The 14,337-nt window shown below is 67.6% G+C and carries 9 protein-coding genes; 4 read left to right on the top strand and 5 right to left on the bottom strand.

Going from position 1 to position 14,337, the window contains the following annotated elements; translation table 11 throughout:
* Position 1: 1 nt before the first annotated feature.
* From narJ to L632_RS0117500, 4 genes are read right to left on the bottom strand one after another with little or no spacing between them, the layout of a single operon-like run.
* Positions 2-691, bottom strand: a complete 690-nt coding sequence (gene narJ, locus L632_RS0117485) for a nitrate reductase molybdenum cofactor assembly chaperone (RefSeq protein WP_028717276.1) — start codon at positions 689-691, stop codon at positions 2-4.
* Positions 688-2,205, bottom strand: coding sequence for a nitrate reductase subunit beta (narH, locus tag L632_RS0117490; RefSeq protein ID WP_028714713.1), 1,518 nt, complete (start codon positions 2,203-2,205; stop codon positions 688-690). Before narH ends, narJ begins: the two co-directional genes overlap by 4 nt.
* Positions 2,202-5,951: a nitrate reductase subunit alpha gene (locus L632_RS0117495; protein WP_028717277.1), complete on the bottom strand. Its 3,750-nt coding sequence runs from the start codon at positions 5,949-5,951 to the stop codon at positions 2,202-2,204. The genes narH and L632_RS0117495 overlap by 4 nt, the downstream gene beginning before the upstream one ends.
* 19 nt (positions 5,952-5,970) lie before the next feature.
* A complete protein-coding gene (locus L632_RS0117500; protein WP_230376888.1) occupies positions 5,971-8,661 on the bottom strand; it encodes an MFS transporter in 2,691 nt (896 codons plus the stop codon).
* 299 nt (positions 8,662-8,960) lie between these two features.
* Between L632_RS0117500 and L632_RS0117505 the strand changes: the two genes are divergently transcribed.
* From L632_RS0117505 to L632_RS0117515, 3 genes are all read left to right on the top strand, one after another.
* A complete protein-coding gene (locus L632_RS0117505) occupies positions 8,961-9,665 on the top strand; it encodes a helix-turn-helix domain-containing protein (RefSeq protein ID WP_028714716.1) in 705 nt (234 codons plus the stop codon).
* A gap of 99 nt (positions 9,666-9,764) precedes the next feature.
* On the top strand, positions 9,765-10,826 hold the full coding sequence (ada, locus tag L632_RS0117510) for a bifunctional DNA-binding transcriptional regulator/O6-methylguanine-DNA methyltransferase Ada (protein WP_028714717.1): 1,062 nt from the start codon (positions 9,765-9,767) through the stop codon (positions 10,824-10,826).
* 74 nt (positions 10,827-10,900) lie between these two features.
* On the top strand, positions 10,901-11,881 hold the full coding sequence (locus L632_RS0117515; protein ID WP_028714718.1) for a siderophore-interacting protein: 981 nt from the start codon (positions 10,901-10,903) through the stop codon (positions 11,879-11,881).
* A 4-nt stretch (positions 11,882-11,885) separates the two neighbouring features.
* On the opposite strand, the gene L632_RS0117520 is transcribed toward L632_RS0117515, so the two are convergent.
* Positions 11,886-13,076, bottom strand: a complete 1,191-nt coding sequence (locus tag L632_RS0117520) for a multidrug effflux MFS transporter (RefSeq protein WP_028714719.1) — start codon at positions 13,074-13,076, stop codon at positions 11,886-11,888.
* A 438-nt stretch (positions 13,077-13,514) separates the two neighbouring features.
* Between L632_RS0117520 and L632_RS0117530 the strand changes: the two genes are divergently transcribed.
* Complete coding sequence (locus L632_RS0117530; RefSeq protein ID WP_256380448.1) at positions 13,515-14,162, top strand: FadR/GntR family transcriptional regulator; 648 nt, start codon at positions 13,515-13,517, stop codon at positions 14,160-14,162.
* The last annotated feature ends 175 nt before the right edge of the window (positions 14,163-14,337 follow it).

Here is a 14,337-nt window from a genome sequence, read left to right on the forward strand (position 1 = left end):
CTCATTGCGCCGGGTTGGGGACGCGCGGGGCGTCCATGCGGGCCAGGATGTCGCGGCTGACCGGGCAGCCGGCATTGGGATCGGGGCCGAAGGTGACCTGCGCCTCCTCCCAGACGGCATCGAGCGCCGCCAGATCCTCGGGATCGTCGTCGGGGACGGCGGCCAGGTCTTCGGACAGTTCGGCGGGCTCGGTCACCACCAGCGCGACCAGCGCGGCAAGCACGGCGGCATAGGCCGTCTCGCGCCGGGTCAGACGCTCGGCCAGCGCGACGAGGATGGGCGCGGCATCGGCCAGAAGCGCCTCGGCCTCGGGCAGGGGCCGGGTCGACAGGTATTCCAGCAGCACCGGCAGATGGTCGGGCAGTTCCGACCCCGCCAGATCGAAGCCGCCGGCGCGATAGGTCTCGAGCAGGTCCACCATGGCGCCGCCGCGGTCGCGGCCTTCGCCGTGCACATGCTCGAACAGGTTCAGCGACAGGCTGCGCGAGCGGTCGAAGAGCAGCACATAGCGTTCCTGCAGGTCGTAGAGGTCGCCCTGCCGCAGTTCCTGCAGCAGCTGGCCGAGTTCTTCCATGCGCTTGGGGCCAAGCAGCCCCTCGGCATGCAGCACGGCGTCGATTTCGGGCAGCGCGGCGATCAGCTCCTCGCCGGGATAGGAAAGCAGCGCCGAAAGGGCCTTGAAGCTTTTCATGCGATGAACTCCTGCGGGCTGCGGAACTTCTTGCCGCCGAAAAGCGAGGGGCTGTTGCCGGACGAGCAGCCATGCCCGTCGGTAAAGCCGCAGCCGCCGCGCAGGTCATAGGCGTCCTCGACGATCTCGCGATGCGTGGTCGGGATGACGAAGCGGTCCTCGTAATTGGCGATGGCGAGCAGGTGATACATCTCGTCGATCTGCTGCGGGGTCAGGCCGACGCGCTTGGCGACGCCCAGATTCACCACGCCGTCGATGGTCTTCGAGCGCATGTAGCTGCGCATGGCCAGCATCCGCTCCAGCGCCGCCGCCACCGGCGCCTCGTCGCCCGCGGTCAGCATGTTCGCCAGGTAGCGCAGCGGGATGCGCAGGCTGCGCACGTCGGGCATGTCGTCCTGCGCGGCGATCTTGCCCGCCTCGGCGGCGTTCTGGATCGGCGACAGCGGCGGCACATACCAGACCATCGGCAGGGTGCGGTATTCGGGATGCAGCGGGAAGGCGATCTTCCACTCCATCGCCATCTTCCAGATCGGCGATTTCTGCGCGCCCCTGATCCAGTCCTCGGGCACGCCCTCGGCGCGGGCGGCAGCGATCACCTCGGGGTCATTGGGGTCCAGGAAGACGCCGAGCTGCGCGTCGTAAAGGTCCATCTCGCTTTCGGATGCGGCCGCCTCGGCGATCTTGTCGGCATCGTAAAGCATCACGCCCAGATAGCGGATGCGGCCGACGCAGGTTTCCGAACAGACCGTGGGCTGGCCCGATTCAAGGCGCGGATAGCACAGGATGCATTTTTCCGACTTCCCGGTGGACCAGTTGTAATAGATCTTCTTGTAGGGGCAGCCCGAGACGCACATCCGCCAGCCCCGGCACTTGTCCTGGTCGATCAGCACCACGCCGTCCTCCTCGCGCTTGTAGATCGCGCCCGAGGGGCAGGAGGCGACGCAGGCCGGATTGAGGCAATGCTCGCACAGCCTCGGCAGATACATCATGAAGGTGTTTTCATATTCCCCGTAGATGTCCTTCTGCACGCCCTCGAAATTGTAGTCCTTGCTGCGTTTCTCGAACTCGCCGCCCAGGATTTCCTCCCAGTTCGGGCCCCATTCGATCTTCTCCATCCGCTGGCCGCTGATCTTCGAACGCGGCCGGGCGGTCGGGAAGGCCTGCATCTCGGGCGCGGATTTCAGGTGATCGTAGTCGAAATCGAAGGGCTCGTAGAAATCGTCGATCTCGGGCAGGTCGGGATTGGCGAAGATATTCGCCAGGATGCGCCACTTGCCGCCCTGCCTGGGTTGCAGATGGCCGGATTTCGTCCGCACCCAGCCGCCGTTCCAGCGCCTCTGGTTCTCCCAATCCTTGGGATAGCCGATGCCGGGCTTGGTCTCGACATTGTTGAACCAGGCGTATTCGACGCCCTCGCGCGAGGTCCAGACGTTCTTGCAGGTCACCGAGCAGGTATGGCAGCCGATACACTTGTCCAGGTTCAGCACCATGCCGATTTGCGCACGCACTTTCATTCCGCTGCCTCCGTCGCTTGGGTTGCGGGCTGGTCGAGCCAGTCGACCTTGTTCATCTTGCGGACGATGACGAATTCGTCCCGGTTGGCCCCCACCGTGCCGTAATAGTTGAAGCCATAGGCCAGCTGCGCATAGCCGCCGATCATATGGGTCGGCTTCAGCACGATGCGGGTGACCGAGTTGTGGATGCCGCCGCGCTTGCCGGTGATCTGGCTGCCGGGCGTGTTCACGATCTTTTCCTGCGCGTGATACATGAACATGCTGCCTTCCTTCATGCGCTGGCTGACCACCGCGCGGGCGGCGATGACGCCGTTGCTGTTGAAGACCTCGACCCAGTCGTTATCGACCAGCCCGGCCTTCTGCGCGTCGATCTCCGAGATCCAGACCACCGGGCCGCCCCTGTTCAGCGTCAGCATCAGCAGGTTGTCGGAATAGGTGGAATGGATGCCCCATTTCTGGTGCGGGGTCAGGAAGTTCAGCACCACGTGCTTCTCGCCGGCGGCAAGCGATTTCCGGGCATCCGCGCCGATGGTCTTCAGATCGACCGGCGGCCGCCAGGTGACGAAGGCCTCTCCAAAGGCGCGCATCCATTCGTGGTCCTGATAAAGCTGCTGGCGGCCGGTGACGGTGCGCCACGGGATCAGCTCGTGCACGTTGGTCCAGCCGGCATTGTAGCAGACCTCCTCGCTTTCGATACCCGACCAGGTGGGCGAGGAGATGATCTTCCTCGGCTGGGCGGCGATGTCGCGGAAGCGGATCTTCTCGTCCTCCTTGACCTCGGCCAGGTGCTTGTGGTCGAGCCCGGTGGCGCGGCCAAGCGCCTGCCAGGCCTTGACCGCCACCTCGCCATTGGTCTCGGGGGCCAGCATCAGCACCACCTCGGCGGCGTCGATGGCCGTCTCGATCCGCGCCATGCCCTTGGTCGGGCCCTCTTCGGTCACCCGGCCGTTGAGCGCCTGCAGGTGATGCACCTCGTCCCTGGTGTCCCAGCTGATGCCCTTGCCGCCATTGCCCAGCTTCTCCATCAGCGGCCCCAGCGCGGTGAAGCGCCGGTAGAGGTTCGGATAGTCGCGCGTCACCTCGATATAGGCCGGCGCGGTCTTGCCGGGGATCAGCTCGCATTCGCCCCGCTTCCAGTCCTGCACGAAGGGCTGGGCGATCTCGCCGGGGCTGTCGTGCTGCAGGGGCAGCTGCACCACGTCCGTCTCGACCCCCAGCACCTCGGGCGCGATCTCCGAGAACTTGCGGGCGATGGACTTGAAGATCTCCCAATCGGTCCGCGATTCGTAGGCCGGGTCCACCGCCGCCTGCAGCGGGTGGATGAAGGGATGCATGTCCGAGGTGTTCATGTCGTCCTTTTCGTACCAGCTGGCGGTCGGCAGGACGATGTCGGCATAGACCGCGGTGGTGGACATGCGGAAGTCGATGGTGACCAGCAGGTCCAGCTTGCCCTCGGGCGCCCGGTCGTGCCAGGCGGCCTCGACGGGCTTCACGCCGCCTTCCTCGCCCAGGTCCTTGCCCTGCACGCCGTGATCGGTGCCCAGAAGGTGCTTGAGGAAGTACTCATGCCCCTTGCCCGAGGACCCCAGCAGGTTCGAGCGCCAGACGAACAGGTTCCGCGGCCAGTTCTCGGGCGCGTCCGGGTCCTCGCAGGACATTTCCAGCCGGCCGGATTTCAACTCGCGGGCGACGTAATCCTTGACCGCGATGCCCTCGGCCTTGGCGGCGCGGCCCACCTCCAGCGGGTTCTGGCGCAGCTGCGGCGCCGAGGGCAGCCAGCCCATGCGCTCGGCCCGGATGTTGTAATCGATCAGGCTCAGCCGGTCCCAGTCGCCTGCCGGCGCGGTGGGCGAAAGGATCTCCCTGGCGCTCACCGTCTCGTAGCGCCACTGGTCGGTATGGGCGTAGAAGGCCGAGGTCGAGTTCATGTGCCGCGGCGGCCGCGCCCAGTCCAGCGCGAAGGCCAGCGCCGTCCAGCCGGTCTGCGGGCGCAGCTTTTCCTGGCCGACGTAATGCGCCCAGCCGCCGCCGGACTGGCCGACGCAGCCGCACATCACCAGCATGTTGATGACGGCGCGATAGTTCATGTCCATATGGAACCAGTGGTTCATCGCCGCGCCGATGATGACCATCGACCGCCCGTTGGTCTTTTCGGCATTGGCGGCGAATTCCCGCGCCACCTGGATGATCTTGTCGCGGCGCACGCCGGTGATGCGCTCGGCCCAGGCCGGTGTGAAGGGCACGTCGGCGTCATAGTCGCGCGCGACGTTCCCGCCGCCCAGGCCGCGGTCGAGGCCGTAGTTCGCGCAGATGAGGTCGAAGACCGTGGCGACCAGCGCCTCCTCGCCATTGGCGAGGGTCAGGCGCTTGACCGGAACGTTGCGGGTCAGCACCGCGCCGCGGTCGTCCACCGCGAAGCCGTTGGTCGCGGCACCGCCGAAATAGGGGAAATCGACGCCGGCGACGTCGTCGCGATCCTCGTCGAGCACCAGGCTCATCTTCAGCCGGACCTCGTCCCCGCCCGCCTTCTGCTCCAGGTTCCAGCGCCCCTCCTCGCCCCAGCGGAAGCCCACGGAACCGTTCGGGACCACGATGCGGTCCGTGGTCTCGTCGATGGCGACCGTCTTCCATTCCGGGTTGTTCGCCTGCCCCAGCGCGCCGTCGAAATCGCTGGCGCGCAGCTGGCGGCCGGGGATGAGGCGGCCGTCGCGTTCCTCCAGCCGCACCAGCATCGGCATGTCGGAATAGCGGCGGCAGTAATCCTCGAAATACTCGGCCTGCCGGTCCAGGTGGAATTCGCGCAGGATGACATGGCCGAAGGCCATGCCAAGCGCCGCATCGGTGCCCTGCTTGGCGTTCAGCCAGATGTCGCCGAATTTCGCGGCCTCGGAATAGTCGGGGCAGATCACCGCCGACTTGGTGCCGCGATAGCGCGCCTCGGTATAGAAATGCGCGTCGGGCGTGCGGGTCTGCGGCACGTTCGAGCCCCAGAGCAGCAGGTAGCCCGCGTTGTACCAATCCGCGCTTTCGGGAACGTCGGTCTGCTCGCCCCAGGTCTGGGGCGAGGCAGGCGGCAGGTCGCAATACCAGTCATAGAAGGACATGCAGGTCCCGCCCAGAAGCGACAGGTAGCGCGTGCCGGCTGCATAGGAGACCATCGACATGGCCGGGATCGGCGAGAAGCCGAAGACCCGGTCGGGGCCGTATGTCTTTGCGGTATAGGCATTGGCGGCGGCGACGATCTCGGTCGCCTCGTCCCAGGTCGCGCGCACGAAACCGCCCTTGCCGCGGATGCGGGTATAGCTTTCGCGCGCGGCCGGGTCGGTCTGGATCGCTGTCCAAGCCTGGATGGGCGTCATGGTCTTGCGCTTCTCGCGCCAGAGCCGCATCAGCCGGCCGCGGATCAGCGGCGTCTTCACCCGGTTCGCGGAATAGAGATACCAGCTGTAGGAGGCGCCGCGCGCGCAGCCGCGCGGCTCGTGGTTGGGCAGGTCCGGCCGGGTGCGGGGATAGTCGGTCTGCTGCGTCTCCCAGGTGACGATCCCGGACTTGACGTAGATCTTCCACGAACAGGAACCGGTGCAGTTGACCCCGTGGGTCGAGCGGACGATCTTGTCGTGCCGCCAGCGCGAGCGATAGGTGTCCTCCCAGTCGCGGTTCTCGGTCGTGGTCTGGCCATGCCCTTCCGCGAACACGTCCTTGCGGGCGGGTTTCAGGAAGTTCAGGCGGTCCAGCAGATGGCTCATAGCTGTCTCCTTGGAATTCTCAGGCAGGGGTGGCGGCGCCGGCGGGGGCGCGGCCGCGTTCGATGTCGTGCAGAAGGCCGCCCGGCCGGGTGTAGAAGACCCAGGTCACGGCAAGGCAGAGCACGTAGAAGCCGAGGAAGCCCCAGAGCGCGCCAAGCGCCGATCCGGTCAGCGCGATCGAGCTGCCGTAGGCCTTGGGGATGAAGAAGCCGCCATAGGCCCCGATCGCGCTGGTGAAGGCGATGATCGCGGCGGATTCGCGGTCCGACTGGCGGCGGCGATCCTCGGGCGAAAGCTGCGGCTCCAGCCGGGCGATCTCCTTGCGCATGATCACGGGGATCATCTGGAAGGTCGAGGAATTGCCGACCCCGGTAAAGAAGAACAGCGCCATGAAACCCGCGAAGAAGCCGGCGAAGGACAGCGCCTGCAGCGACAGGATGACCAGCGCGACCGAGGCGATCATGCCGGCAAAGACCCAGAAGGTCACCCGCCCGCCGCCGACCCGGTCCGCCAGCCAGCCGGTGCCGGCCCGGCTGAGCGCGCCGACCAGCGGCCCCAGGAACACGAATTGCAGCGCGTTCACCTCGGGGAAGGCCAGGCCGGTCAGCAGCGGGAAGCCCGCCGAATAGCCGATGAAGCTGCCGAAGGTGCCGATGTAAAGCAGGCACATCACCCAGTTGTGCTTGCGGGTGAAGATCACCGCCTGCTCGCGGAAGCTGGCGCGGGCGTCGGCGATGTCGTTCATGCCCAGCCAGGCCGCCACGGTCGAGGCGATGATGAAGGGCACCCAGACGAATCCGGCGTTCTGCATCCACAGCCGGCCGCCGTCCGAAAGCTCTTGCGGGGCGCCGCCCATGGCACCGAAGACGCCCATGGTGATGACGATGGGCACCAGGAACTGCATCACCGAGACGCCCAGGTTGCCGAGGCCGGCGTTCAGCCCCATGGCGCTGCCCTTTTCCGATTTCGGGAAGAAGAAGCTGATATTGGCCATGGACGAGGCGAAATTGGCCCCGCCGAGCCCGCACAGCAGCGCCAGCGCGACGAAGATCAGATAGGGCGTCGTCGGATCCTGCACCGCATAGCCGATGCCCATGGCCGGGATCAGCAGCGAGGCGGTGGAAAGCGTCGTCCACAGCCGCCCGCCGAAGATCGGCACCATGAAGCTGTAGAAGATGCGCAGCGTGGCCCCGGACAGCGCCGGCAGCGCCGCCAGCCAGAACAGCTGGTCCTGGCTGAAGCCGAAGCCGATCTGCGGCAGCTTGGCCACCACCACCGACCAGACCATCCAGACCGCGAAGGCCAGCAGCAGCGCCGGAATCGAGATCCACAGGTTGCGCCTGGCGATCCGGCGGCCCTTTTCGGACCAGAATGCCGGGTCCTCGGGACGCCAGTCGTCCAGCACGCGCGGCATCACCGTGCGCTCGGGGTCATGCACCTCGGCCAGTTCGGGAAAGTTCGGCAGCCGGTCCAGGGCCCGGCCCTGCGCCTGCCGCTCCATGGCGCGGATCGAGAGGTGCATCCAGCCCATGGACACCACCACGACCAGCAAGAGCAAGGCGAAGCACGAGGTCCAGATGCCGGTCAGGTCCAGCAGCGCGCCGAAGACGATGGGCAGGACGAAGCCGCCAAGGCCGCCGATCATGCCGACCAGCCCGCCCACCGCACCGACATGGTTCGGGTAATAGACCGGGATGTGCTTGAAGATCGCGGCCTTGCCCAGGCTCATGAAGAAGCCCAGTGCAAACAGCGTGACCACGAAGGGCCACAGCCCCATCTCGGTCGAGAACGAGATCGGCCCGTCCATGCCGCGGATGGTGTAGTCGGTCGGCGGATAGGACAGCATGAACAGGAACAGCGCGCTGAAGCCGAAGGTCCAGTACATCACCGTGCGCGCGCCGAAGCGGTCCGACAGGATGCCGCCATAGGCGCGAAAGATGCTGGCCGACAGGCTGAAGGCCGCCGCCGCCATGCCGGCGACCCGCAGATCGACGCCGTAAACCTGCGTCAGGTAATGCGGCAGCCACAGCGCCAGGGCGACGAAGCCGCCGAAGACGAAGAAATAGTAAAGCGCGAAGCGCCAGACCTGCAGCCTTTTCAGCGGCGCGAACTGCTCGGCCAAACTGGGCGCGGCGATGCCCTCGGCACGGCGCGCCTCGAAATCGGGGTCGTCGCGCGCGACCAGCAGGAAGACCACGCCCATCAGCGCGATGCCCACCGCCCAGATCTGCGCCACGGCCTGCCAGCCCCAGGCCACCAGGATGAAGGGGGCGATGAACTTGGTCACCGCCGCGCCGACATTGCCCATGCCGAAGATGCCGAGCGCCGTCCCCTGCCGCTGGGCCGGGAACCATTTCGAGACATAGGCGACGCCGATGATGAAGGAACCGCCCGCCAGACCGACGCCAAGCGCGGCCAGCAGGAAGCCCGCATAGCTCTCGGCCCAGGTCAGCGCCCAGGTGGCAAGGCCGGTGAACAGCATCTGCAGCGAAAACACCAGCCGCCCGCCGTAACGCTCGGTCCAGACGCCGAGGATCAGCCGGATCAGCGAGCCGGTCAGGATAGGTGTGGCGATCAGCACGCCATATTCGAACTCGGTCAGGCCGAGCTCGTCCTTGATGGTGATGCCGATGATGGAGAAGATCGTCCAGACGGCGAAGCACAGCGTGAAGGCGGTGGTGCTGAGCCACAGCGCCTTCTGCTGCTGCATCGGGGACGGGGATCGTGGGTCCGACATGGCGGATGCTCCGATTGGGTCTTTCGCGCGCCGTTTCTGCGGCTCACCCATCACGCGGCCGGCGGGGCAGGTTTGATCTGGGTCAACTTCTGCGCTGCGGAGCGGCAAAACCGACCGGATTTCGCTTTTGTGCCGGGACGCCCTGCAAATTATCCAGGCGTGGCTGCGGTTTCATGTCGCGGCCATATGACAAATACCTGCTCTCTGATTGACGAAAATCAAGATCAATGCCAGACAGGAGGCGATTCCGCAGCCACTCCCAAGGACAGCCCATGCGCGAAGAGGACCGCAACGACATCCGCAACCTGCCGCTGTTCCGCGACATGACCAGCCCGGCCTTCGACGCGCTGCTGCATGCGGCCTATGACCAGGTCTTTCCCGCGCAGCTCGAGCTGATCCGCCAGGGCGAGGGCGCGAATTTCCTGCATGTGGTGCTGGAAGGCGCGGTCGAGCTTTATGCCCACTGGCAGGGACGCGACACCACCATGGCCGTGGTCCAGCCGGTCGCCACCTTCATCCTGGCCGCCTGCATGCGCGACGCGCCCTATCTGATGTCGGCGCGCACCCTGCAACGCTCGCGCATCGTGCTGATCCCGGCGGTGGACGTGCGCGGGGCCTTCGCCCGCGACCCCGGCTTTGCGCTGGCCACGGTGCAAGAGCTGTCCGAGGGCTATCGCAACCTCGTGCGCCATGCCAAGAACCTCAAGCTGCGCAACGCCCGCGAAAGGCTGGGGGCCTATCTGCTGCAGCGGTTCTCGGCCGCCGGGGGCGCGCAGGGTTTCGTTCTGCCGCAGGAAAAGCGGCTGCTGGCCTCGTATCTGGGGATGACGCCGGAAAGCCTCTCGCGCGCCTTCCGGGCGCTGCGCGAGCATGGCGTGCATATCGACGGCATGCGCGTCACCATCACCGACCTGGGCGCGCTGACGGATCTGGTCCGTCCCGACAGCCTGCTGGACACGGCGCTGAACATTCCCTGACCCGCGACGGCGGAATTCGGCCGCAAGCGGCGGAGTGCGGCGGTCCCGCCCGCGCCCTAGATATGATAGCAGGAATGACGCAGCAGAAAGGTTCCTGCCATGGATCACGCCCCGATTCCCACCGAAAGCGATCCGCGCTGGCAGCAGGTGCTGGCGCGCGACGCGGCGGTCGATGGCGCCTTCGTCTATGCCGTGCGCACCACCGGGGTCTATTGCCGCCCCTCCTGCCCGTCCCGGCGGGCCAAGCCGCAGAACGTGACCCTCTATGCCTCGCCCGATCAGGCCGAGGCGGCGGGCTTTCGTCCCTGCCGGCGCTGCAATCCCCGCGGCGCCTCGGTGGCCGAGGCCAATGCGGCGCTGGTCGCCGCCGCCTGCCGGCTGATCGAGGACTCGGACACGCCGCCTAGCCTCGGGGCACTGGCCGAGGCCGCGGGCCTCAGCCCGTTCCATTTTCACCGCCAGTTCAAGGCCGCGACCGGACTGACGCCGCGCGCCTATGCCGCCGCGCATCGCGCCGGCCGGCTGCGCGCCCGGCTGGCCGATAGCGTCAGCGTCACCGGCGCGATCTACGAGGCGGGCTTCAGCTCGAACAGCCGCTTCTATGAGGGCGCCGACGGGATGCTGGGCATGACGGCCTCGGCCTGGCGCAAGGGCGGTGCGGGGGCCGAGATCCGCTTCGCGCTGGGGCAATGCGCGCTTGGCGCCATCCTGGTCGCGCAAAGCCGGCGCGGCATCTGCGCCATCGCGCTTGGCGACGACCCCGAGGCGCTGCTGCGCGACTTCCAGGACCGTTTCCCCGCCGCCACGCTGATCGGCGGCGACCCGGAATTCGAGACCCTCGTCGCCCGCGTCGTCGGCTTCGTCGAGGCACCCGGAATCGGGCTGGACCTGCCGCTGGACATCCGCGGCACCGCCTTCCAGCAGCGGGTCTGGCAGGCCCTGCGCCAGATCCCGCCCGGCGCCACCGCCAGCTATGCCGAGATCGCCCGCCGCATCGGCGCGCCGCAGGCCAGCCGCGCCGTGGCGCAAGCCTGCGCCGCGAACGACATCGCCGTCGCCATCCCCTGCCACCGGGTGGTGCGCAGCGACGGCGCGCTGTCGGGCTATCGCTGGGGCGTGGCGCGCAAGCGCGCCCTGCTCGACCGCGAGGGCGCGGCATAGCTCCGGGACATATTGCCGAGAGTTTTTCTTGGGTATATATCCGTCCCGACCTGCGCCATGCGGAAGGACGCGCCATGTTCCCGATCAGACCCTATCGCAGCACCGGGACGCTCGGCTCGGCCGCGGGCGCGGCCGCCGCCGCGCTGAAGGCTCGCGCCGCCGAATGGGAGATCGAGGCGATCGAGACCGCCGACAGCCTGACGCTGCATCTGTGGGGCTGCGAAATGGCGCTGATCCGCGACGGCGACACGGCGAGGATCGAGCTCAGCGCGCCGGAAAAGCGACTGATCGGCAACCTGCAGGACACCGCTACCACGCTGTTCGACGAACTGGGCCTGTCCATCGGCTGGGACAGGGTCGAGACGGGGGCGCTGGCCCCCGGCCTGTCGCTGATGCGGGTGGTCGACGTCAGCCCGCGCACGCCCGGCTTCCTGCGCGTCCGCGTCGCCGGCGAGGACGCCGCCCGTTTCGGCCAAGGCTCGCTGCATTTCCGCCTGCTGCTGCCGCCGAAGGGACGCATCCCGCTTTGGCCGCGCATCGCCGCCAGCGGCCGCACCGTCTGGCCCGAGGGGCCGGACGCGCCGCATCGCGCCGTCTATACCGTGGCCGCGCAGCGGGACGACTGGGTGGATTTCGACATCTTCCGCCATGCGGCCAGCCCGACCTGCGACTGGGCGGATCGCGCCCGGCCCGGCGATCCGGTCGGGCTGATCGGGCCCGGCGGCGGCGGTTGCCCCGAGGCCGGCCGGCTGTGGCTCTTTGGCGACGAAACCGCCCTGCCCGCCATCGCCCGGATGCTGGAACAGGCGCGGGGCGAGGTTCATGCCTTCCTGCGCGCCGCGCCCGAGGATCTGGCCGAACTGGCCCGCGACCCGCGCGTCATCCGCTGCGACGACCTGCTGGCGGCGCTGGACGCCGCCGGCTTCGATGCGGCGCAGGAGAACCGCCATGTCTGGTTCGCCGGCCCCGCGCATGAGGCGCGCGAGGCGCGGCGGCGGCTTGCCGCGCGCGGACTGGCCAAGCGCGAATTCACCGCCGCCGCCTATTGGGGCTGACGCCTCAGGCCAGGATGCGCAGCCGCGGCAGCGAGGCTGCCGCCGCCCCCCAGGCCAGCGCCGCGCAAAGCGTGATCGCCGGCACCATGGTCGCCGCAGTATTGTCCAGGAAGGGCCCGGTCACCGCGATCATCAGCCCTCCGGTCAGCATCTGCAGCGTGCCGCCCAGCGACGAGGCAAGCCCGGCGATGTCGGGATGCGGGTCCAGCGACATGACCATGGCCGTCGGCATCACCAGCCCCAGGCAGGCATTGGCCAGGAACAGCCCTGCGATCACCACGGGCAGCGCGTCGAAGCCCGCCAGCACCACCAGCGACAGGGCCAGCGACAGCCCGGCAAAGCCGGTGATCGCCAGCGAAATCACCCGCTCCATCCCGAAGCGTTCCGCCAGCCGGCCGGCGAATTGCGAGGCCGAGAAGAAGCCGATGGCATTCACCGCGAAGGCCAGCGAGAACCCGGTCGGGCTAAGCCCGTATTGCCGCGTATAGACGAAGCTCGCCGAGGCCAGGAACACGAAGAAGCTGGCCATGCCGAAGCCGCCGATCATGGTCAGGCCCAGAAAGCGCCGGTCGGCCAGCAGCCGCCGCGCCCCCGCCGCCATGGCCGCAAGGCGCACGGGCCGGCGCCGCTCGGCCGGCAGGGTCTCGGGCAGCGCGAACAGGATCAGCCCCAGACTCAGCAGCGCCGCCGCGGCCAGCACGGCGAAGATCTCGCGCCAGCCGCCGAAGGCCAGCACCGCCGATCCGGTCAGCGGCGCCAGCATCGGCGAGACCGAGATCACGATCATGATCGCCGCCATCATCTTGGCCGCCGCGGGTCCGGTCGCCATGTCGCGGATCACCGCGCGCGGCACCGCCATCAGCGTCGCCGCACCCAGGCCCTGCAGGGCGCGGGCGGCGATCAGCCAGCCGATGGTCGGCGCCAGGCTCGCCGCCACGGTGGCGACCAGAAAGATCGACACGCCGATCACCAGCGGCTTCTTGCGCCCGACCGCATCGGCCATCGGGCCGTAGATCATCTGGGCGAAGCCGAAGACGATGAAATACGAGGTCAGCGTCAGCGCCGCCCCGGCCTCGGTGGTGTGCAGGTCGCTGGCCACTTGCGGCAGCGCCGGCAGATACATGTCGATCGCGAAGGGACCGACGGCGGAAAGCAGGCCCAGAAGCAGGGCCATGCGAAACAGGGGATCGCGCATGGGAAAACCCGTGGATATATCAGATATGAGGATTGCGGACGCAGAATCGCGCCAAGGACCGTTCGCCGCCGCAGGCGCCCTGCCTGCCACAGCGCCGCGCCGGGCGCAACCCCGTCCCGCCGGCCGGAATTGATAAATGTTCAGAATGCCCGGATTCGGGCTTCCCAAGCCCGGCGGCGCCCGGCAGGATGAAATCACGATTTTTCCCGGATTCTGAACGCGGAGCACGCGGATGAGGATCTATCACCTTATCTTCATGGCGCAGGTGGCTGGTCTGCTGGGGCTGCTGGGCGCCGCCGTCCTGTACTGGTAAAAATTGCGGCCTCCGTCGCCATGGCTTGACAGGTGCGCCTGACATGCAACATTGGCGCCATGAACAAGGTGGCTGATTGGTTGTCCCATAAGAGCCCGGTCAGTCGGAAAAACGCCGCCGAGACGGTGTTCGAGGATCTGCGAGGCGCAATATTGGCCGGCCGCTTGCCGGTCGGCATCCGGCTGCCTTCCGAGGCGAAGCTGGCCGAACATTACGGCGTCAGCCGGCCGATCATCCGCGAGGCGATGCGCTCGCTGCAGACGCTGGGGCTGACGCGCAGCCGCAGCGGCAGCGGCAGTTTCGTGATCTCGGACCGGCAGGCGCCGGAACTCGCCTATGGCAATTACTCGGCGCGCGAACTGATCGAGGCGCGGCCCTTCATCGAGATTCCCGCCGCCGGCTGGGCCGCCCTGCGCCGCAACGAAGACGACATGGCCCGGCTTCTGCAGCTGTGCGACAGCATGGAACGGCAGGAGGACGCGCTGAAATGGGTGCGGCTGGATTCGGATTTCCACTGCCTGATCGCCCAGGCCGCCCGCAACCGGCTTTTCGCCCGCATCGTCACCGATTCCCGCGATGCGCTGATGCGCCAGTCCGAGCTAGTGAACCTGATGGCGGACCGGCGCGTGACCTCGAATCACGAACATCGCCGCATCGCCGAGGCGATCGCCGCCGGCTCCGAGGACGAGGCCCGCACCGCGATGCGCGACCACCTGCACGAGGTCGAGCAGGCGATGACCTGGATCATCGGCCAGCAGCCCGCCAATGCGTGATCTTCCGCCCGGCACCCGGCCGGCGCAACAATGCATCGCCCTGACGGCCCCCTGACGCAAGATCACGCATCATGCCGCGACCAAGGTGACTTGACCCCGACGCCCGCTGTGGTAATCGAAGCTGTCAGACAGATTGCGGCGGGCGGGCATGCCCCTGCCCTCGCCGCGGGTCTGC

Source organism: Paracoccus sp. J39 (assembly GCF_000518925.1).
Lineage (GTDB): Bacteria > Pseudomonadota > Alphaproteobacteria > Rhodobacterales > Rhodobacteraceae > Paracoccus.

What these genes read in the sequence shown, in the direction of transcription:
- L632_RS0117520 (WP_028714719.1), bottom strand. Translation starts at nt 13,076, where the DNA reads ATGCGCGATCCCCTGTTTCGCATGGCCCTGCTTCTGGGCCTGCTTTCC.
- ada (WP_028714717.1), top strand. Translation starts at nt 9,765, where the DNA reads ATGGATCACGCCCCGATTCCCACCGAAAGCGATCCGCGCTGGCAGCAG.
- L632_RS0117500 (WP_230376888.1), bottom strand. Translation starts at nt 8,661, where the DNA reads ATGCAGCAGCAGAAGGCGCTGTGGCTCAGCACCACCGCCTTCACGCTG.
- narJ (WP_028717276.1), bottom strand. Translation starts at nt 691, where the DNA reads ATGAAAAGCTTCAAGGCCCTTTCGGCGCTGCTTTCCTATCCCGGCGAG.
- L632_RS0117515 (WP_028714718.1), top strand. Translation starts at nt 10,901, where the DNA reads ATGTTCCCGATCAGACCCTATCGCAGCACCGGGACGCTCGGCTCGGCC.
- narH (WP_028714713.1), bottom strand. Translation starts at nt 2,205, where the DNA reads ATGAAAGTGCGTGCGCAAATCGGCATGGTGCTGAACCTGGACAAGTGT.
- L632_RS0117505 (WP_028714716.1), top strand. Translation starts at nt 8,961, where the DNA reads ATGCGCGAAGAGGACCGCAACGACATCCGCAACCTGCCGCTGTTCCGC.
- L632_RS0117495 (WP_028717277.1), bottom strand. Translation starts at nt 5,951, where the DNA reads ATGAGCCATCTGCTGGACCGCCTGAACTTCCTGAAACCCGCCCGCAAG.